Annotated in this window: 20 protein-coding genes; 3 read left to right on the top strand and 17 right to left on the bottom strand. The window is 46.6% G+C overall.

Annotated elements, in window-relative coordinates; all coding sequences use genetic code 11:
• Nucleotides 1–620: 620 nt before the first annotated feature.
• From DWX62_RS11525 to DWX62_RS11465, 14 genes are all read right to left on the bottom strand, one after another.
• Complete coding sequence (locus DWX62_RS11525; RefSeq protein ID WP_005828988.1) at nucleotides 621–2,348, bottom strand: hypothetical protein; 1,728 nt, start codon at nucleotides 2,346–2,348, stop codon at nucleotides 621–623.
• 12 nt (nucleotides 2,349–2,360) lie between these two features.
• Nucleotides 2,361–2,573, bottom strand: coding sequence for a hypothetical protein (locus DWX62_RS11520; RefSeq protein ID WP_005828986.1), 213 nt, complete (start codon nucleotides 2,571–2,573; stop codon nucleotides 2,361–2,363).
• A gap of 10 nt (nucleotides 2,574–2,583) precedes the next feature.
• Nucleotides 2,584–3,186, bottom strand: coding sequence for a hypothetical protein (locus tag DWX62_RS11515; protein WP_005828985.1), 603 nt, complete (start codon nucleotides 3,184–3,186; stop codon nucleotides 2,584–2,586).
• Complete coding sequence (locus DWX62_RS11510) at nucleotides 3,179–3,466, bottom strand: hypothetical protein (protein WP_005828984.1); 288 nt, start codon at nucleotides 3,464–3,466, stop codon at nucleotides 3,179–3,181. The genes DWX62_RS11515 and DWX62_RS11510 overlap by 8 nt, the downstream gene beginning before the upstream one ends.
• Nucleotides 3,438–4,055, bottom strand: coding sequence for a hypothetical protein (locus DWX62_RS11505; protein ID WP_005828983.1), 618 nt, complete (start codon nucleotides 4,053–4,055; stop codon nucleotides 3,438–3,440). The genes DWX62_RS11510 and DWX62_RS11505 overlap by 29 nt, the downstream gene beginning before the upstream one ends.
• Before the next feature lie 8 nt (nucleotides 4,056–4,063).
• Nucleotides 4,064–4,954, bottom strand: a complete 891-nt coding sequence (locus DWX62_RS11500; protein ID WP_005828982.1) for a hypothetical protein — start codon at nucleotides 4,952–4,954, stop codon at nucleotides 4,064–4,066.
• A gap of 133 nt (nucleotides 4,955–5,087) precedes the next feature.
• Nucleotides 5,088–5,690, bottom strand: a complete 603-nt coding sequence (locus tag DWX62_RS11495; protein WP_118273825.1) for a hypothetical protein — start codon at nucleotides 5,688–5,690, stop codon at nucleotides 5,088–5,090.
• A gap of 14 nt (nucleotides 5,691–5,704) precedes the next feature.
• Nucleotides 5,705–6,937, bottom strand: a complete 1,233-nt coding sequence (locus DWX62_RS11490) for a hypothetical protein (protein WP_035449826.1) — start codon at nucleotides 6,935–6,937, stop codon at nucleotides 5,705–5,707.
• Between the two features lie 18 nt (nucleotides 6,938–6,955).
• Nucleotides 6,956–8,071: a Clp protease ClpP gene (locus tag DWX62_RS11485; RefSeq protein WP_240056950.1), complete on the bottom strand. Its 1,116-nt coding sequence runs from the start codon at nucleotides 8,069–8,071 to the stop codon at nucleotides 6,956–6,958.
• A 124-nt stretch (nucleotides 8,072–8,195) separates the two neighbouring features.
• A complete protein-coding gene (locus DWX62_RS22265) occupies nucleotides 8,196–8,678 on the bottom strand; it encodes a hypothetical protein (protein WP_243636264.1) in 483 nt (160 codons plus the stop codon).
• Nucleotides 8,659–9,243 carry a hypothetical protein gene (locus DWX62_RS11480; RefSeq protein ID WP_005828970.1) on the bottom strand — a complete coding sequence of 195 codons (585 nt, stop codon included), beginning with the start codon at nucleotides 9,241–9,243 and terminating at the stop codon, nucleotides 8,659–8,661. The genes DWX62_RS22265 and DWX62_RS11480 overlap by 20 nt, the downstream gene beginning before the upstream one ends.
• 579 nt (nucleotides 9,244–9,822) lie before the next feature.
• On the bottom strand, nucleotides 9,823–10,152 hold the full coding sequence (locus tag DWX62_RS11475) for a hypothetical protein (RefSeq protein WP_005828963.1): 330 nt from the start codon (nucleotides 10,150–10,152) through the stop codon (nucleotides 9,823–9,825).
• Nucleotides 10,153–10,211: 59 nt separating this feature from the next.
• Nucleotides 10,212–10,532: a hypothetical protein gene (locus DWX62_RS11470; RefSeq protein WP_005828961.1), complete on the bottom strand. Its 321-nt coding sequence runs from the start codon at nucleotides 10,530–10,532 to the stop codon at nucleotides 10,212–10,214.
• Nucleotides 10,532–13,195: a DUF3854 domain-containing protein gene (locus tag DWX62_RS11465; protein WP_243636263.1), complete on the bottom strand. Its 2,664-nt coding sequence runs from the start codon at nucleotides 13,193–13,195 to the stop codon at nucleotides 10,532–10,534. The genes DWX62_RS11470 and DWX62_RS11465 overlap by 1 nt, the downstream gene beginning before the upstream one ends.
• A 566-nt stretch (nucleotides 13,196–13,761) precedes the next feature.
• Here DWX62_RS11465 and DWX62_RS11460 point away from each other — a divergent pair.
• Nucleotides 13,762–14,088: a hypothetical protein gene (locus DWX62_RS11460; RefSeq protein WP_008664637.1), complete on the top strand. Its 327-nt coding sequence runs from the start codon at nucleotides 13,762–13,764 to the stop codon at nucleotides 14,086–14,088.
• Between the two features lie 213 nt (nucleotides 14,089–14,301).
• A complete protein-coding gene (locus DWX62_RS11455; RefSeq protein ID WP_061411824.1) occupies nucleotides 14,302–14,583 on the top strand; it encodes a hypothetical protein in 282 nt (93 codons plus the stop codon).
• A gap of 91 nt (nucleotides 14,584–14,674) precedes the next feature.
• Here DWX62_RS11455 and DWX62_RS11450 read toward each other — a convergent pair whose 3' ends face one another.
• From DWX62_RS11450 to DWX62_RS11440, 3 genes are all read right to left on the bottom strand, one after another.
• Nucleotides 14,675–16,066 carry an integrase gene (locus DWX62_RS11450; protein WP_117713960.1) on the bottom strand — a complete coding sequence of 464 codons (1,392 nt, stop codon included), beginning with the start codon at nucleotides 16,064–16,066 and terminating at the stop codon, nucleotides 14,675–14,677.
• A gap of 509 nt (nucleotides 16,067–16,575) precedes the next feature.
• Complete coding sequence (locus tag DWX62_RS11445) at nucleotides 16,576–17,535, bottom strand: alpha/beta hydrolase (protein ID WP_057258618.1); 960 nt, start codon at nucleotides 17,533–17,535, stop codon at nucleotides 16,576–16,578.
• Nucleotides 17,536–17,846: 311 nt separating this feature from the next.
• On the bottom strand, nucleotides 17,847–18,080 hold the full coding sequence (locus DWX62_RS11440) for a YecH family metal-binding protein (protein WP_022402461.1): 234 nt from the start codon (nucleotides 18,078–18,080) through the stop codon (nucleotides 17,847–17,849).
• Nucleotides 18,081–18,289: 209 nt separating this feature from the next.
• On the opposite strand from DWX62_RS11440, the gene DWX62_RS11435 reads away from it, so the two are divergent.
• Nucleotides 18,290–19,003 (top strand): hypothetical protein, encoded by a 714-nt coding sequence (locus DWX62_RS11435; protein WP_005825577.1) that lies wholly within the window; start codon nucleotides 18,290–18,292, stop codon nucleotides 19,001–19,003.
• Nucleotides 19,004–19,039 lie beyond the last annotated feature (36 nt).

Raw genomic sequence — 19,039 nt, 5'->3', positions numbered from 1 at the left:
CCGTAGGGCTGGAGATTTTTTAGCGGACAACGCCCGACCTTGTTTGTCAGACCGGTGCCCTACATTTGCGGACTCAAAAGACTACCTGACCGCATACAGAGATGCAGGAAATGAAAAGGAGTTGCGGAAAAGAAACGGAGGCACGCCAAGCGGAACGCTTACCGCTCTACGGTCTCTACCTTAGCTATTGAAACGGAAAAGACCGGGTCTACCTGCATGGATGCGGACAAACGCAAGTAGCTGCCGCTACTTACCGCTGAGACGCGCAAAATCCGTACTGGAGGAAATAGATTTGCCTGCCTGTTCCTTCAGTACGGATTTTGCGCGCGCCGTGCTCTTTGTTAATGAATGTTATAATAAATATACTTCTTTGATAATGAATACAGAATACCCCGCTTTCCATCCGAATGGAAACAGAAACGGAAGTTTCTGCCGACCGCGCCCTATCCAAAAACGCAACCAAAAGCGCAAGAAACAAGGAAATATGACAAGGAGGATGCCCCTCGGCCAGTCCTGCACACGGCGTTCTGTCCTAAAGTGCAGCGATTCCCATTGCGGACGTTGCGAGTCCTGCCATAAGCATTGCGATTGTGATTGCGGATGTATGTGTATGAGGTGAATCAGATACGTGCGTCCACGAATCCGTATGCCTGCCTGAGTAGGTGCCCGTACTTCGTCCATACACGCTTATCCACCGCATCACCGAAGTGGGTGGCTTCTTCCGGAAGGATGGACTGGTTACGCTCGCTGCGCTTATCCTTGGCAAAACGCCCCTCGCGGTCCTCGATGACACGCGTATTGTTCATGGAGATGAGTGTATATTTGCATTTCGAGCCGTTGAAACGCTTCTTCGGGAACCGTTCGTCTTTCTCTGCCAGGATGGAAGCCCAGAGCAGGTACTTGTCATGCTGCGGCGGCTCCATGCCCGCATGGGTGTGTTGTTCCACCGTCCACCCGTGTTTCTCCAGACGCTCGATGGCAAGCTCGTTGTAGGACTTCTTGTTGTTGGCACGGCGTGCATCCCCGTAACGGTCACGGTAATAATGCAGGTGTTTGTTGATATGGTTACGGTAGTAGTGGCAGAACTTGTCCATCAGCGCGTTCACCATGGTGTCATCCTCTTCATCACGCTTGACGAAGAACTCGTTGATGTTGTTGTCCACCGGCTCACGTGTCAGCATCTTCGTCACGAAGTCATAGTTGCGCTCCTGCGCCACTTCCAGGAATGAAGCGGCACTACCCCAGTCGGGTGTCAGCTCTATCGGCTGGTTGGGATTGCAGTCCAGGTCACGCCGGCTGTCATCGTTATTGGCAAGCTGCTGCCAGTTGTAGTTATGATCTTCGGCAAAGTCACGGATATAGTCGTCATTGGTCGCATTGTAATAGATATGGCGTTCATCCAACTGGTAGTAGCAGCTGTCAATCTTATCCACCATGAAGTTTAGGATCTCTATCATGAAGGAAAGTTTATCCATCACCTTGTACTGGTTTAGGATATAGTTCATGCCCACATTGGCGATGTTGTCGAAGATGGAGCCAAGGATAAAGAGCGTGCCGTCACGTGAAACGAACGGCGTGATACTTTGCCTGAGACGGACGGTCTCGTTCCAGATCTCCTTGAACAGTCCGGCGTCATTCGCAATCCTTGCATCAATGAGCTGCATCTGTAACCGCACAATCCTGTTCCAGACATCAAACAGCCGGATGCCGCGTTCTTCTTCATAATACTTGGCCGGTTCAAGCAACCATTTCTGTTCAGGCGTGTACGGCATGGAGGAGAGGAAGGTGTTGCCGTGGTGCTTCAGCACCGGATGCTCCGACTTGCGCCCGAAGATATGCTCATTGCCACGGTTGGTCGGCGCCGCCTCCTGGTCGAACTTCTCCTTGTCGAGTGTCAGCGCTTCATCGGTGATGTTGTAGTCCGCATTCGGACCGCGGCTGTTGCCGCCCTGGGTAAGTATGTAGAGCATATGCCCGTTACTGAAGCTGATACCATACTCAAACGACATGATGTGCTCGTAAGGTTTATACCATCCCTCAATAGGTTTGCGACAAACCACATAGTCACCGGTCTTGCTGACCGGATCCCACTGCTTATAACCGAGCATCTCCAGCATCTTGAACGCTGAAGGCAGGGTTTTAGTCAACGCCTGCCCAATGGTGGCCTGGGTGAGCGTAGTAATCCCTCGCGGCATGAGCCGGATGTTGTCATCTATCACGGCACCGGTAATGAATGATTTACCCGTGGCACGCGAGTAGATGACATATCCGTTCTTGTACGGCATCACGAGAAATGCCGCCTGCGCCGGATTGACCTGTATGACCTCTTCCCAGACATTTTCGTCCATTGTCCTGCCGTATCAATATCGTGGGAAAACAATGTAGTTCACACCTTCGGAGGAAGTCATGCGGGGCATGTCCTGCCCGGTGTCAGCCAGCAGCTGCGGCACCTCTTCCGGCCTGAACCTGGCGGATACGGTACAGACAATCTGTGTCTTGCTGACCGATACCATATCAATGTGCTTATGGTCAACCAGGTAAGAGATGAGTCGTTTGTTTGTCAATTTTTTCATGGGTAATCTGTTATGAGTTCATTATTTCTTCAGCTTGTGCGTCGTCGATAGGCGTGTACATCGAATCCACCAGAACCTTCTGCTCTTCCTGGGAAAGGTTGCGGACGGCATTTAGGGGAATATCCACCTTTTGCCCCATACTGTTGATCTGGATGTAGAATACGTTCTTCTCCATGCGTCGCGGGTCCTCGACGGAAGCCGGCTTCTCACCAATCATCTGATGCAGCACTTTCTTGGCGTTGTTCCATTGCTTGAGATCACCTTTGAGCTTGCAATCCCGGATAAGCTGAATCTGGTCCTTGATCATCCAGGCATACCAGAAGTCCCAGTCGAACTGGTGCTGTGTCTTGAACAGCTCTTTTGCCAGGGCGATGTCCTTCCTTATCTGGGTACGCGAGATACGGTATTTTGCCAGCATGATGTTGATGATGTGGCTCTCGTTCGGATAGTCATCCAAAAGACGTGCTATCTGCAGCACCCGGTTGCACTGCACACGCAGATGCTCCGGCAGCGGACTGTTCTCCGGGTCGATGATGTGCTGCTGTATAAGGTCGTAGGATTGCTCCTCCAGTGCGGCCTTGCTTTTGGATGCCGTCAGACGGTTGTTATTCATACTCAAGATACTGCTGTTGCGATTTGATGAACTTGATAAGCTCCTGCTGTGCCGGGTTGCTGCCATTGACGGCCGACTTGATGAGTGACTCCCGGAGTTCAACCGTCTGGCGAAGATGCCCCCGGTAGAAGGCGGTCCGGACTTCGGTGCCCGGTGTGCGGAGTTCCGCGAGAAAGTCCGTCTCATCGGCACCTATATTGATGGCTATCAGCCCCGGAGGGATCAAACGATAGGCCATCTTCTCTATCTCCTCACGTTGTTCCTGAGTCAAATTCATCATTCAGCATTTTAAAGTCAAAATCAAAAATATCTCTGCCGGTATGGATGATTCCACGTTCCAGCTTCGGGTTGTGCGTGGCGTTCTGGCTGCCCACTACGGTAATCTTCCAGTCCTCGTTATACAGCAGCGCCACCTTCGCATGAAGCGCGAGGCAACGGTAGCAGTCCGGGAACGTGGTCACCAGATAATCGAACGGTTTGGGTGATATGCTGCGCACCCGGTTGTCTATCAGGAACCGCACTGACAACAGCTCGCCCGTTTCCACCTTCCGATGAATCGCCGCAATGCTGTCCATGGAGATGGAATAGGTGGTAAGCAGCAGGTGTGCCGGTCCCGTCTGTCTGAGAATATAGAAAATCAACTGGATCAGGTTGAACGCCCCTGAAGAGTAGAAATGCTTGTCCCTGCCGGGTACCAGCACCCCCATGGCGTCCGGATGCAGCAGCTTCTCCGCAGCCAGGTCGTGGCCGGAGGCTGCCGCATCCGTTCGGCGGATGTAGCCTGTCGGGTATCGGTCTCCCTGCATAGGACTTACTGCATCATCCGCCGGCATCATCTTATTCTCAATCTCGCTGCAACAGACCAACATAACCTAACCTATTGCAGTTCTGCCAAACGATATTCTATCCTTTCCACCAGTGCTTCCTGGGCAGCCACCTTCTTCTCGTATTTCACGCGTTTGGGGCAGTCGGGAAGGGGATTCTCCTTGCCGTCCTTGGGCTTGCTTTCCGAAGAGTACAGCAGCATGTTCCTTGCCTTGGTAATCTTGCTCTTGGCATTGGATTTCGCTTTCCTCAGCTCTTCCACGGATAGGGAACTGATGTCGGTCTCGTCCTCTTCCTTTTCCGGATTTTCTTCGGGGGTATCCGCTTTTTTGTAGAGTTCGTCCAGCTGCTCTTCAGTCGGCAGTTCCCTGTCCTGCTCGAACTGCCTTTTGATGGCAGCCAGCAGTGTCATGCGGTTGGAGAGAAAGGCTATACGGGCGACAATATCCTTGCGCTGCGTGCATACAGCCTGCGTGTTTGTCTCACCCAGTCCGGCAAGCATCCGGTGCTGGCGTGAACGTTCGTTGTAGCATTCCCGGAAGTCATAGATGATTTTGGCCATCACCGGAGGATAGGCGGGCTGTTCGTCCGCCTCACGCGCCAGTTCCCTCTCCGCAACGGCGACAATGGCGGCAGCCGTCTCTTCGGGAACCGTCTCGGAACGCCCGTCATTGCCCGGCATTGCATCATCTGCCAGGTCCACATCCTCAAAGCGCGGGTCATCCGGATGGTACCACACCTTGATCATCTGCCGGATTTCATACTCCAGCTTCTCGCGGGTATGCGGCTTTTCGCCCTGGCGTGCCAGACGTGCGGCGACAAACCCCTTATATCCAGAACGGGTCAGGATATTCACACCGGTGCTGTAGTCACGTTTCTGCGAGTTCAGCCACTTGATGCCGTCCCTGCGCGCCTCGATGTAGTTCTGTGTAATCTTTGACATTGTATGTACGTTGTTTTTTGATGATACGCAAAGCTATTGCGGTTTTTGTTGCCGGAATAGGACAAAACAAAATGTCCGCCCCTGCCTAAGAGCGAGAGACGGACATGAACAACCAATCATGAACAAAAAAGTCTTATGGAACTTCTGATGCGGCTTTTACAGTCAGGATATCCTCCGTATCCCCCTCATACACACATTTGCGCGGTGCGGTAAAGGTGTAGTGGAGGGTGTTCTGGTTGCGGGCAGTGGAGCTTGCTCCGGTAGTGGCGCCGTCACCCGATGCACGGAGCGCACCGCGCCGCTTGTCACCCATCAGGTAGTTCGTGCCGTTGTTGTCGGTCACGATAAAGAACATCTTGCGCCCTTTGGTCGCATTCTCAAAACCGAATATCTTCTTCCGCATCTTGGCCGAAATGATATTCAGGTCCATCAGGAACGATTCCCCGCCGCTTTCTCCCTGGTCGGTAATCTTGAACTCGGCCAGCTCGTCGGTGAAATCCATCTTGTATGCCCTGCAGCCTTCCTTCATGACCAGGTCGCCGACCAATGTACCGGCCGCTTCAAGAGAAAGGGGAGATTCCGTCTTTTTCGGGTAGTCCGGCCATGTGGCCACATCCGCATGATAACCGAAGATGACGGACGGTATGATACCGCCCATGTTGTCCTGGTTCTCGCAGTCCATTGCCTCGTTGATGTCATCAAGGGCAATACATAATTTAGGGTCTACTTCTGCCATAATCACGCCATTTTTTAAGATTTAACAACGTATGTACCCGTCACTTTCTCTACTGCACCCGCAGCGGGCGTCTTCTTCTGCACGGCAGGAGTGGTGTATCCGGCAGCCTCCAGGAACTCCACGGTATATTCCTTTCCACCGGGAACAGCCACATACGTGCCGGACTCACGCCAGGCTTCCTCGCCCTGGATACGCCATTTGCCTCCGTTGTTGGCCGCTTCATCCGGCGTAATGGTCACTTCAATGTATCCGAACGGATTGGTCCCTTCCGGGTCCACCGGACGGTCGTTGACGCAGAACTCGGACTTGTGCACAGACACGAACTGGAAGCCGATTACATACTTGCCCGCAGCGTCGAAGGTATAGGGATTGCCGGACATGAACGGCTTGATGGACTTGAAGTCGCTCTCCTTGTCAAAACCGTAGCATACGTTCTCCTTGGTGGTCAGCATGACGAACTGGCTGCCGTCGGGAAGGTTCGGAACACGCACCAGCTCGCAGCGGTTGTTGGAACCAAGCAGGTGTTGCGTGTCGGAAGTGTCCTCCTTGAGTCCGATGACAATCACGCCTTCACCTTTGCGCCAGTCATCATACATGTCACCGATGTCATCGCTGATGAACATCTTGATGTTCTTCTTGCGCTTGAAGGTACGCGGCATGTGGCGCCACATATCCAGCAGTTTCTCGCCGACATTGGCAAGTGTCAGCTCACCGGTAGCATACACATTACCTTCGGCACTGGAGATGTCCCCGACAGCTTCGCCTTCAGTGATAATGGTACCGATACCGTCGAAAGAGTCCTGAATGTCCGTCTTTTCTTCATCCGCACTGTATTTTGCCGTGAAAATGGCAAACAGCAGGTCATTGGATGCCAGTTCATGTCCGTGGTTGATCAGCCACAGCTCGAACGGGTGTTCCTTGCGGAGTGTACCGGGAACCTCGGCGATGTAGGTACGTCGGTAGCGCTCAGGCTCGTCGGACATCTCCATTACAACGGGACGCACTACCAGACGTCGGGGAACAATCTTGCCCAGATACTTTCCGGCAGTGAACTTTCCGGTGTACTTGCCGGAGATGCTTCCGCCCTCCACCTTGCCCAGTTCAAGGGAGTCGGTTATGCCCGGTACCGGAGTGAAATGTCTCAACACCTCCGAGGCGTCGAGCTTGTCGACCGCCTTCAGGATGTCCTTGTGCTTTTTTACCGCGGTCAGAACGGCGGTAATGTCAATAGGTGCTTTAAAATCCATAATAGAATAGTTTAGGTGTTACTCATTCTCAAAACTGTTGATCGGGTCTGTGGCGATGTCCGCAAACTTGTTGTCTTCGTTCGCTTCCCGGTGGCTGTCGGTACCCGTTCCGGGTATTTTGGCGACAATGTCACGGATAACTTGTACCTTGGCCTTGTTGTCGGCGGCATTCTTGATGCTGTCACTTAGGCTGTCAAGGTCATTCACGACTGCCGTCAGACTGTTTTCGGCGGTCTCCTTGGCAGTGTTGGCGACAGCCAGGTCATTCTCCGCCTTGGCTTTCGCTTCGTTGGCGGCCTTGACGGCGTCATTGATGGCCTGCAGATTCTCTACGGTAAGCAACATCTTGCCGTCTTTTTCCTCAATGCCTTCGCTGTTGAGGATCTGGTTGATGAAAGTAAATTCTTTACGCATAACTGTATTTGAATTAGAAATGTCAGTCTTGTTGCCGGCAGGGAACAGCCCTTTGATACCGTCGATAATCTGGGAGACCAAGTTTTTGTCACGGCCTTCCGGTTCCGGCTTCTCCTCCGAACCGATAGCCGGCAACGGTAGACCAAGCGCGGTGAAGCAGTCGGTCATTTCATTGGTCACCTGCGGCTTTTTATGGGTACCGGGAATGATCTTGTCTATGAATCCCCATTCCTTGGCTTCGGCGGCAGGCATCCAGCGTTCCTCTTCCATCAGGGTGATAATCTCCTTCAGGCTTTTGCCGCTACGGTTGATGTACTTCTGTGCAATCATCAGGTCAATGGCTTCCGCGCTCTTCTTCTTGTTCTGCAGTTCCTTGATGGTGTCCTCCAACTGGTCAGCATTGAGCTGGCCCCAGATGTCCACTCCCAGGCTGCATTTATGCGCCAGCCACATGCCGTCCTCGTGCATCTCGATGGACTTGGCGCCAAACGCCAATATGGTGGCCGCCGAAGCGTTGAAGCTGATGAACTCCACCGTCACATTGCCGTGCTCGGCCATCAAGGCGGACATGGCAACCGCTTCGGCCACATCACCGCCATAACTGGAAACCTTCAGGCGTACGGGCTGGCCTTTGGCCTTGTCAAGGAAGTATTTCAGATAGTTTTTGTTGTACCAGTAACGGTCAATCGCTCCGAATAATGTGATAACTGTCTCGTTCATAAAACTTATTTTTGCGCAAAGAAAAACGCAAAAAAAACGGTACCCAAGGACATCGGGCACCGTCAGCGGACATATAAATGTTTGACTGAAAGAGTGTTGTGTGTCAGCAAAGGACGTTGTACGGTTATATTTCCTCCATGTTTTCAATATAGACGGTCGGTTCATCCTGGATGCAGGTGAACGTGAATGAGGTGCCGTTCCGTTCCGACACGGAACGTCCGCTTGTCTTGTTTGTGGCGAACAGCATGAGTGCGTCCTCCTGCCCGCACCAATGGACCACCCCGTTGCCGTCCACTGCCAGTACATACCACAAGCCACGCTCCAGCGTCTCCATTAAATGATGATTCACTGAGGAAAGTTTTGGAATCACCCCTTCGACCGACACATTCCAGCAATCCCCCGCATCATTCACCTCCTTGTCCTCATTATAGGAATAGGTGTCATTGGCATATACCGGTATGGAAACAATATCCTCCCGGTTGCGGAGTTCCAGATAGTTCAGACCGGCGGCATAGTCCTTACGGATTTGCACGAACGAGGCCGGAGGCACGGCAATCACCTGCAACAATCCTCCGACGTTTTCAAAATCATAATGCATTGCTTTCATAAGTCATTTTTCCCTGCTGGGAAATTGTCCCGAATTCGGACAACTTCCCCAAAATTATACGGTTAATAAAGTCTAAAATCGTGGTATTCTCCACCGTTTTCCTATATCCATGCCGGTTATACTCCCTGCGGATAGTCTCATAAGACCAGGTGTCGTCATCAAAGCCGAAGCTGTTCTGAAAGTTGCGGATGGCGGTCGAGAGTGGGATTCCGATACTGACATGGGTGTCGAGATAGAGGAAAAGCATCTGCTTGATCCGTCTTTCCACCTTGCTGCCGAACGCCACCACTTCGGTATTCGACATCGCCCATCCGTATCGGTAGAAGTCATCACGGCGTATCTCCACCGCCACGTTGGCGGTATATCGTGCCAGGTTCCGGTATCTGTTCTCGTATCGTCCGGGTTTTGCAAGCCTGGAAAGGAAGTCGTTCTGTAGCTCCTTGTCCGGGGACAGATTGACTATTTCGGTCCAGGTGTCGTCCGGGGCATTGAAATTGTACAGCAGGAATTGCTTGACATAAGGCTTGCAAGGGAGCCAACACACAAATCGGTCTTTCTTTGTCATTTAAAGCATTGATTTTTATACAAATATACAAAATACCGATAATATAGCCAAGGCCTTATACGGATATAGTATAAAAATCGTGCGACAGTGCTTTTGTACATGGTTTATCTTTTATATTGTTGAATGTCAGGCTGTTATAAGTGTACAAAAAGCGTACAAAACCGTACTAATTCTTTCGTTTGCGTACTTTTTGCCGTTTTTTGAAGAAAAGTACAATTCGTGCGCTATTCGTGCACGATTCGTGCGGAATTTGTACGCTTATAAATATTTGTATATCAGAATAATATGTACTTAATTCCGCACATCCGTACGAATGCACGATTTTTTCTCTGTTTTTTAAGGTAGTCCAATTTTAAAAAGAAGAATAAAAAAAGAATAATATACCCCCTCCGGGAATTCTCATGTCTGTTGCCACTTCCATGCACGTTTGTCCGAATCGTTATTATGACGGGTTGGGGGGAGGGGGGAAGGGGCAGAAGAAAAAACTGCATCCGGCTGTACTCACGCACAGCCGGATGCAGACAAATACCTAATATGCACTTTCAAGAATACTCCGCATTGTGTTTTCCGGGAATGTCATCACGGAAAATCTTCCGGATAGAACACCTTGCAGATGAATTCATATTCACGGGGAATGGAACGGACTCCTACAGCCACACACAAGCCTCGCGCCGCCATTTCATACAAGCGCTGGTTGGTGAGTACGGCTCCACGGAAATTGTAGCTGCTGCAGAAAACGAAATAGGCCGTCGCCAGGTCTATGCCGTAGATGTCGTTCGATATGATTTTCGCTGCATCCGAAGGGATGAGTGCGAAACCGAGCCGTACTGCCAGGCGGCTCAACAGTCTCTTGCGTTCAGCCGGTTCCGGAGAAACGACCACCAATATTTTGTGCTCTTTTTTCAGCATGATTGTTTGCGTAATTCGTTGAAAATATGTATCTTTACATCATAATAAATTGACATATTCTATCCCTTTCTCCATTTCGGGATGAAGCGGTTCCCGGAAGGTTTAAAGCCGGTTGTCCGCCGCACATACTCCATATCATCCGACAGTTCCAATTGTCCTGCATACTTGTCGTAAGGCTGTTCCGCAATGAGAGTCTTCACGATGTCCCGGAACAGTTCCAGGTCTTTTTCCCGGCAACGGTCTGAGATACGGAACCGGCAGCCTTCCGGCAGATCGACACACATCAGATACACCGCATCATAGAACGCCATGAAACGTTCGGGCGCCATCTCGTAGAGCGGCATAAGTCTGGCCATGATACTGGAATGTGTCTCGCTCATCAGAATGCAAGTTTGTTGTCCGGATTGCCAACCGGTAGTTCATGCGGGTCACTCTGGGGTGTCTGCTCTCCGGCTGTCTTGCCTATGGTGAAATACTCCACTCCTCCGGACTTGTCATCTATAACCGGTTTCCCGTCCTTGTCCAGGAAGAGAGGCAGACCGCTTTTGGCGTCATACTTGTGTGGGTTGAACACCCAGCCCTTCCATTCGCAGTATTTTTTTATCTTGTCCTTGAAGGCGGTGGAAGTGATGTACTTGCGTTGCTGCGGATCATAGTTGCAGAAATTGTCATAAATCTCCTTGCGTGGGGTACGGCGACAGTGCTCCTCGCTGCTGAAGTATTCGTCCGCCCAGGATATGATGGTCTCGCCAATCTCCTGCCTTAGCTTACGCTGCTGCAGGCGTTCGCCCGGTGCCTGCACGACCCCGAATTTAAGATAGAGCTGTATGCAGTTGGCCAGCATGTTCCAGGTCAGGTTCCACTGGGTGAAGTCCCATTCGGAAAAGAACAGTACCCCGAAATCATCCATGGGCTTGTGCTTGTCATTATAAAAATCGGAGAAGGCTATCAGCCATTGCCTGTCGGTATAGCTGGAACCGGTACCGCGGATGGCATGATTGGTGGGGATATATACTTTGGGTGATTTGGCGAACGGATAAGTGATACGTGCGCCCCCCTTTTTGTTCACAGTCCAGTCTCCGGTGAGATTGGGGAACAGAAACTCGAAGTTGAAGTTCAGCATGACATCGTCGATGAATACCAGGCGTGTCCGTTCGTCGATGTCATTCCAGATAAAGCTGTCGTTGAAGATGTCCGTCCGTTTCCCGGATATATAGACTGTATCGACAACCTGGCGCATCAGCTCACCGACAAGTGACTTGCCGCTGCGTCCGTTGCTGTCACCGACTTCCGACTGCTTGCCGTCCATGCCGATAACGGCACGTGTCACGTTCGCGTCCTTGCATTCCATCAGCATGTAGCCGATGGCGCACATCTTAGAAAGCAGATGAAGATTGTTTTCAAAGATTTCACTCTCCTCAATCTCTTCCGGCCTCTTTCTCCAGGTGAAATTGCTGGTATTGATAAGGAACTGGAGATAGTGGCATTTCCTGCCTTCCGGAGAGAGTTCGTAGTCATACCTGCCGTCCTTCTCCCTGAATATAATGAGGGGGTGGCCGAGGTACCTGGCATCGGTGTTCTTCCGTTGTTCATCCCATATCTGGTGGGTGATGCTTTCATATCCCACTTCCTTGACCTCATGCTGGGTGATGTGCCAGCAACGGTCACGGAAATAGAAATATTGCTCGTCACGGGACGGGGAGATGAAGTTCGGTTGGATGAAGGCGAGCCTTGACATCTGGAACGGTCCGACGTATTGCGAGCCTCCCTTGAGTAGCTGGTTGTTGACGAAACGGCTGCAGTTCTGTTCGGCAAAGGCGAACATGAAATCGCGTGCGTCTTCCACGTCAATGGTGCGGACTACCGGCGGCTCCAGATGGATATATGTCCAGAGTTTGGTATCGAGCAGGCGGTAACGGCCGATACCCCGGTTCTGGAAAAAGGTCTTGGCGGCCACATAATCATATTCAAACACCGGCACCCTGTTACCGTTCGTTTCCTTGTAGTCCTCATTCCAGAACTTCTCATCCTCATCATAGGGTAGGGCAGATACCAATTTGCCGTTCTCGTCAAACTTCCAGGCATAGCGACCAAAGATAAATTCCGGAAGCTCCTGCAGGACCTCGCGGTGCTGCTCGGCAAATTTTTCATGGCTGTGCAGGTTCCATAATTCCCGTAGTTTCTGGTCATTCCATGTGGTGATTTTGAACACTTCCACATACTTTCCCATTCCGGACTTCTCGTTGCAGGCAAATTCCAGGTCTTCGGCCAGTTCCTCTTCATGACCGGCCAGCTTATCGGCCAAGAGGTCGTCCACTCCCTTGTCGCCTTCATCGTTCTTGTTGATGTGGCCAATGAATATTTCCACCATGATACCGCGGTTCTTCAGCATACGCATATATTCCTTGAAGTTTCGGGCAGCGGAGAAGAAACTGCGTGGTCGAAAATCAACTGGAGCATTGAACTTAATGTTACGGGAGAGGTCATTCCAGTCCGCATCAAAAATGAAAGCCACTTCCTTGACTCCGCAGACAGTGATTATCTTGACAAGATCCTCCGGCAACGCCCCTTTCTGTCCCAGGTTCTGGATGCCGCTGACCGCTATGGAGGGGATACCGTGCTTGCATGCCTTTTCCGCTTTCTTTTCTCCTTCCTGGATGTAGAGTCTTGGGAACTGCTCTTTCCTCTTGTACATCTGCCTCATGCGTTCCGGGATGTATATGGGCGTACCGCTGCCGGCAGGAGACTTGTACTTGAACGGTTTCCCTTCCTTGTCCCGGTGTTCTTCCGGGAATTGCCAGCGGACGCGGTAATACACTTTGAGTTCCTGCTTGCCACGCCCCGGCAGCTTACGGGTATAAGTGACCGGCATGCCGTCCAGGTCGTAATATTCGATGATGACATCATCCCCGTCAACGATATTGCCGTATTCGTCAACGGTTCCCGGACGGAAAGTCTTCGCCTCGAAAATGCTCTGTGTATCTCCCTTCTTGAAGATATGTGCCGTCACGTCCTGATAGGTCAGACCGCTGTCAGCAAGCATACGGGCGCAGAATATAGTGTTAGTATAGTCCTTCTTTCAGCCATTGCAGTTTCTTTATACTGGATTTACAGAATGTTCCAACATTGTGTGCTCTAATTGATTGTATATATTGAAAGGAACATGCTGGACCTCAGCTTTTATGCGGCTGAGGTTTTGTCGGAGACAAGAGTGCGTTGTTGAACGTGCGATGGAAATATGTGTTTAACCAAATTATTAGTTATGAAAAAAGAGTTTTGTATGGTAATTGCATTTGCTATGGCTTTAGCCGGGTTATTTATGCTTATGTTTATGTCATTTGATTAGTGAATGTCTGTTTGTTGACTGTTTTATAGAAGGGGCAGCTTATTCAGCTGCCTTGTTCCATTTCCCAGGAATTAAGTAATCCATATTGTGTAATTATTCCCCATGTGTGGTACTCAGTTCCACATATTTCCACACATAATTATTCCTTCTTGTTTTTATAATATGCTGATGTATAATGTATTATGTGCTGATGTACATCATGGCATATCGTTTGTCCTATAGTTAATACAAAAACTATATTTATTTACTTAAAACTTACGATTATGAAAAAAGTATTGGTAGCATTAGCAATGGTTATGGGATTAGGCAGTTCAGTAGCATTTGCTTACGTGGTTTCTGGAACACAGTCTGTAGAGCAAACTCAGCAAAATCCTCAGGATGAGTTCACAAAAGTGGAAGTAAAAGACTTGCCTCAGGCAGTTATGAATGTCTTGGCTAAGGACTATGAGGGGGCTGTAATAAAGGAGGCTTTCATTTCCGAGAAAGAAACCGGTAAGATTTATAAGGTTGTGTTGACCATCACCAAGGAAAATCAATCCACTGAAGAAGTAACGGTACTTCTGAATGAAAAAGGAGAAACTGTAGAATGAATGGAAACTCTGTAGTGGTTCGGCATCCATCTACAGAGATGATTCGAGATGCTTTTATGTCTATCTCGTTAATGCGAAAGGGGCGGCTGAATAGTCGCTCTTTTTGTTTATATTGTAATAATAGTTCGTTTCTTTTTCGTCAGAAATTCCTATTATAGAGGGTTGTTTTATACAAAATAATGTTTATATTTGTATTCTAATCCCTATTGTATTATGAATGACAAACAACAACTTCTAATTGATTGTATTTCCCTTCTTCCCGTTATAGGCATTCTGGTTTTGATAACTGTTGCCAATGACCAGCTTGTTACTATGGTTGCTGCCTATGTGCTTTGCGGAGAACTCTTATGTGTATTGGTTAGCAGGATATTAAATTTGTACTATATTGATGTGGCTTTTGTTTGGTTGGGTGGGATTATGCTTTGGTTGTGGTATTGGTTCTGGTTGGAGTCAAGCCATGTAGTGATGGAGATTGTGGAAAAGGCAGTTGAATGAATCGCTTCTTTTTCAGTAAAAATCCCCGTAGCGGCTCAACTACGGGGATGGTGTCAAATAACAGAGTATCAATATGAGATACTAAGTGAGCCTATTCCATTACAGATAAATCATCGTCAACTTCATACTGATTACAGCCAAAAGCCGCACACATTAAAATAAAACGTTCTTTTATACCTAATCCAGTATATCTGTCTACGGCTCCACTGCCTTTTGCATGAAGGCCTGCTGCGTATTTATCTATCTGAACTTTATTCATTAAATCTACATGAGTTTTACGGGCAAGTTTACTGCTTGCAATCTCATATATGGATTTGTATTCATTTGTTCCCAATGCCGCACTAAACATTGCCACTTTCCGGCTAATCTCACAGTATTCAAGTAGTTTTTTTATTTGATAATTGTACCCGGTTTCACCATTGCCATCAGGATAATAGGGTAACAAAGCATTGCTTGGTAGCCTACCTTTATACTTCATAATAATATCATAAGCAATACGAATGATGGGAGTTTTTATCTCAGTGCGTATAAGTCCATCCTTGTGTGTTTTTTGAGGTAAATAATGAATGTAAGGTATTCCTTCTTCAATGCTGATATTATCAAAAGTGAATCGTCTGAAATCACCTATACGGCAACCGAAACAACATTGAACAACGAATACATCTTTTACTCGCTGCAATGTTTCGGGACATTCTTTGTGGACAACTTCATTGAATTCTGTTTTGGTGAGAAAGAAAGGCTCGTCATATTGTTGCTTCATAATGGACTCTTTTTCTTTTCCTATCTTGCGGAAAGGAGATACGGGAATAACATCATTACTTTCAAGCTCCACCATAAATGCTTGTAATAATAATAGTTTCTCAGCAATTGTATTCTGGCTTCTTTCCTTTGATGGTATATTCCGCTTATTCATTTCTGCGTACAGTTCTGGAAATTTTTCAACCAGAGTGTATTCTTTGCGTAGAAAATCACGAAAATTTAGAATATGTTCCTTATTGAATTCATTGACCGGCAACCCGTCAATGCCATTGATAATGAGGAATCGAGTCAGTTCCCTTATCACTACATCGTAATGTTTCTTTCTGCCGGGACCTATTACACCTGCATTTAGCCATCCGTCAACATAGCGTTGGAACATACTACACATGGATTCCTCTTCACTGCTGATGTTATATTTTTCAGGATGTAAGTGCTGGTCTATTAAGATTTCCAGTTTTTCACTGGTTAATTCTTTGTTGCTCCCATAAATGGATAAAATTAGATTCTTCCGTTCTTCAATAGATGTGTTAAATGATGTTCTTATGTCTAACTTTATAATACTTTTAGCCTTATATTTTTCAGTCTTGGCATCCCAAAGAGTAGGAGAGACCATAATATCTGATTTGTGGAATAACTGTACATTGCGTCCATCAGATAATCGAAATCTGACATTTACCTCTTTATCCTTCTTCCCAGTTCTTATAAATGCTTTTACTGTAGTCATATATTCTCTGTTATATCGGTTGTGCAAATATACATAAATTGCACAACTCAGTTCAAATATTGCACAACATAATGCAATGGTATGCAATATAATATTTTTATATTACTCTGATTTTTAATATTATGTTATATGTATTGGTTTTATAGTATTTTATATTCCGAATCGCAACGGAATCACAAGGAAAAAACCGCAAATGGCTAATAAAAAGCTTTTGCGGTTTTCTTGTTTTAGAATTAGAAAATGTCCGCATTTTGTCAGCATAGGTTGTAATGGGAAACAAATTGGAGTATTTGGTTTACATTGCAGGCAAGATTTATTTGCGATACCTGGAGAAAAAATTATCAATCCAACGGACTAGATATACTATAATAACTCCGGCTATGACCATACTGATAATACGTACCAACATAATTTATAGAATTAAAGATTTGTTTTTATAGAATAATAATGTGCAAAGATAATTGATTGGTGGAGAAACAAAAACTCTGGAAAGGATATAAAGATAGGAATTAACGCATATTTTCACGGATATAATCTTCTATTGTAAAATCACTCTTATATCTAGATATTTCCGGATTCTTCTCTACAGTCGTAATGCAACGTTTTTCTTTACCAAGTACCAACCGATTTAGGAAGCTCAGGATGTCATGACGATTATCCTTCATAGGAGAATAGGATAGGGAATGTCCTATACCTTCCGCTATATAGAAATAGTATGCTGTCTCTTTTTCTTTCAGTTGCATACAGATAAAGTTTGAGCCCCATAGCCCCATTTCCTCTACTACTGCCTTAGTAAAAGGAACCGTGCTGTCGGCATCACCATGGAACAACATAAGAGGACAAGGGGACATTATCCATTTTGGAATACCATTGGCACAGATTGCTCCAGAAAAGGAAATGACCCCTGCATAATTGAAATTGGCAGGTAATCTGTCCGCAAAAGCCGTTTGATTGCAAATCTCATACTCTGCTTGAAGGGCAGTTATCGCACCTGCACTTGAACCGCAAGCTATAATTTGTGCAGGATTTATTTGCCATTCTACACTATGCTCAATTATATAATTTGTAGCATCACCAAAATCTTCTACAGCACAAGTGATTGCTTGTTGCAGGGCAGAAGAGAATCCTTGCAAGTCCGAATACTCCGATTTATCTATATCCTTTAATTGGGTACGGTAATCTGTTGATACTACCACATAGCCGGCTCGTGCCAAAAAATGAAAATAAGAAATGTAATCGGGATTATCTCTTCTCCCGCCTTTGAAACCTCCCCCAAATGCAAAAAGAATGACGGGCTTTGATTGTGTCCCTTGTATTTGATCAATCATTACATACTTGTCCAGTTTCAGAGTATCAACCTTTTTGATGGCAAAAATATATGTTTGCTTGTCAATATGCTGTGCATGCACAACAGTAGCTATACTCAATAATGAGCATGCCATCAAGATAAAAATAAAGCGTTTTCCCATATTCAGTTTATTCTATTAATGCTGCGTGGATTATCTGACCTACAAAGATAGAATAAAACTATAACTAAAAAGGGGAAAGATGACATTTAGACATAAAAAAAGGCTATCTATCCCAGACAGCCAATCTTTTTTATTAACCTTAAATCTAATACTATGAAAAACACAGTACAAAGATACGTACTTGCAGGAGATATCCAAATTTTAGCGGGTAATCAGCGGATATTATAACATGGTTTAGTAGAATATTATTTCCGTTAACTATTAACATAAATAATATTCAATTTAACAGAAGAAGGAATTAATATTCCTCATCAGTGATTGCAAACTTTAGTCATGTCCACTGTAAATCCACCATTGGCGGGTATAAATTTTCCTTTTCTTTTAAGAAATTCTATCAGGGTATCTACATCCATATTGTCGGCAGAGCAGGTGAAAAAACGCTGCTGCTCGCCGAATTTTTGGATAATGGCTTCTCTCAATGATAACTCAGTATAACTATTACCTTCCATCATGTGAAGGACTTCATGTGCATGTAATTGTTCCATAATCTTTTTTTGTGGCAAAGATAATATGATATTCTAAGTATAAGTGTAACATATGTGACAAAGCCCAACACACATATCCGGATATTTGCTTTTACGTAAAATAACACTTGTTACGACTATGCTAAAAACCTCAAAAAAAGTAAAAAGGTTTTGCTTCTATACCATTGTAAACTAACTTTGGGAATCAACTTTTAAATGAATTAAAGCATATGAAAAAATTAATCTTATCTATTGCACTATGTTGTGCAGCTACGAATTTCTTTGCGCAGAATGCTGACCCTGCCCAGTTGGTCAACGATGGTAAGGCTGCTCTTGAAGCTAAAAATTACCAGGAAGCTTACACAAAATTTAGTACTTATCTGACACAAACAAACAACCAAGATTCCGTAATTGCATATAACTGTGGCGTTTGTGCCGATAAGATAAAGAAACCTGCCGAAGCTTTGAAGTATTTTGATATTGCTGTACAGAAAAAGTATAACCTGGCAAATGCTTATATAGGTAAAGCCGGTGCTTTGAAAGATTTGAAGAAAAATGATGAGTATGTTGCCACTTTAAAGGAAGGGCTGGAAGCAAATCCCGGTAATAAGACATTGACTAAATTGTATGCCACTTATTACGTAAATCAAGGTATCATGGCGCAGAAAGCCAAAAAGATGGATGCAGCCGAAGAAGCATTTAAACAAGCCATAGCTATCCAAGCAGATAATGTAAATGCACTTAACAGTCTGGGTTCTTTGTATTATAGTAAGGGTGCCAATACCATGAAAACAGATGTAGAAAAAGCAAAAGTTGAATTCAAGGAAGCCAAAGAATATTTGGATAAACTTATTCCATTGCTCTCTGCGGACAAACCAGCTCAAAAGAAAATGATGGATAATGCAAAAACGATGTTGAACTTCATCGACAGTCAAGTGAAATAAAAGACTCATATATAAAAAAGAGGCAGATATCTGAAT

Source organism: Bacteroides sp. AF20-13LB, from assembly GCF_003603065.1.
Taxonomy (GTDB): Bacteria; Bacteroidota; Bacteroidia; order Bacteroidales; family Bacteroidaceae; genus Bacteroides; species Bacteroides uniformis.
The sequence above is the reverse complement of the archived record's forward strand: the minus strand, read 5'-3'. Positions and strand labels throughout refer to the sequence as shown.

Bases quoted from the DNA above. Each gene is read 5' to 3' on its own strand.
- DWX62_RS11450 (WP_117713960.1), bottom strand. From the start codon at position 16,066: ATGACTACAGTAAAAGCATTTATAAGAACTGGGAAGAAGGATAAAGAG.
- DWX62_RS11440 (WP_022402461.1), bottom strand. From the start codon at position 18,080: ATGGAACAATTACATGCACATGAAGTCCTTCACATGATGGAAGGTAAT.
- DWX62_RS11480 (WP_005828970.1), bottom strand. From the start codon at position 9,243: ATGACAAAGAAAGACCGATTTGTGTGTTGGCTCCCTTGCAAGCCTTAT.
- DWX62_RS11525 (WP_005828988.1), bottom strand. From the start codon at position 2,348: ATGGACGAAAATGTCTGGGAAGAGGTCATACAGGTCAATCCGGCGCAG.
- DWX62_RS11510 (WP_005828984.1), bottom strand. From the start codon at position 3,466: ATGATGAATTTGACTCAGGAACAACGTGAGGAGATAGAGAAGATGGCC.
- DWX62_RS11470 (WP_005828961.1), bottom strand. From the start codon at position 10,532: ATGAGCGAGACACATTCCAGTATCATGGCCAGACTTATGCCGCTCTAC.
- DWX62_RS22265 (WP_243636264.1), bottom strand. From the start codon at position 8,678: ATGAAAGCAATGCATTATGATTTTGAAAACGTCGGAGGATTGTTGCAG.
- DWX62_RS11500 (WP_005828982.1), bottom strand. From the start codon at position 4,954: ATGTCAAAGATTACACAGAACTACATCGAGGCGCGCAGGGACGGCATC.
- DWX62_RS11515 (WP_005828985.1), bottom strand. From the start codon at position 3,186: ATGAATAACAACCGTCTGACGGCATCCAAAAGCAAGGCCGCACTGGAG.
- DWX62_RS11495 (WP_118273825.1), bottom strand. From the start codon at position 5,690: ATGGCAGAAGTAGACCCTAAATTATGTATTGCCCTTGATGACATCAAC.
- DWX62_RS11465 (WP_243636263.1), bottom strand. From the start codon at position 13,195: ATGCTTGCTGACAGCGGTCTGACCTATCAGGACGTGACGGCACATATC.
- DWX62_RS11435 (WP_005825577.1), top strand. From the start codon at position 18,290: ATGAAAAAATTAATCTTATCTATTGCACTATGTTGTGCAGCTACGAAT.
- DWX62_RS11485 (WP_240056950.1), bottom strand. From the start codon at position 8,071: ATGAACGAGACAGTTATCACATTATTCGGAGCGATTGACCGTTACTGG.
- DWX62_RS11520 (WP_005828986.1), bottom strand. From the start codon at position 2,573: ATGAAAAAATTGACAAACAAACGACTCATCTCTTACCTGGTTGACCAT.
- DWX62_RS11455 (WP_061411824.1), top strand. From the start codon at position 14,302: ATGAATGACAAACAACAACTTCTAATTGATTGTATTTCCCTTCTTCCC.
- DWX62_RS11460 (WP_008664637.1), top strand. From the start codon at position 13,762: ATGAAAAAAGTATTGGTAGCATTAGCAATGGTTATGGGATTAGGCAGT.
- DWX62_RS11475 (WP_005828963.1), bottom strand. From the start codon at position 10,152: ATGCTGAAAAAAGAGCACAAAATATTGGTGGTCGTTTCTCCGGAACCG.
- DWX62_RS11445 (WP_057258618.1), bottom strand. From the start codon at position 17,535: ATGGGAAAACGCTTTATTTTTATCTTGATGGCATGCTCATTATTGAGT.
- DWX62_RS11505 (WP_005828983.1), bottom strand. From the start codon at position 4,055: ATGTTGGTCTGTTGCAGCGAGATTGAGAATAAGATGATGCCGGCGGAT.
- DWX62_RS11490 (WP_035449826.1), bottom strand. From the start codon at position 6,937: ATGGATTTTAAAGCACCTATTGACATTACCGCCGTTCTGACCGCGGTA.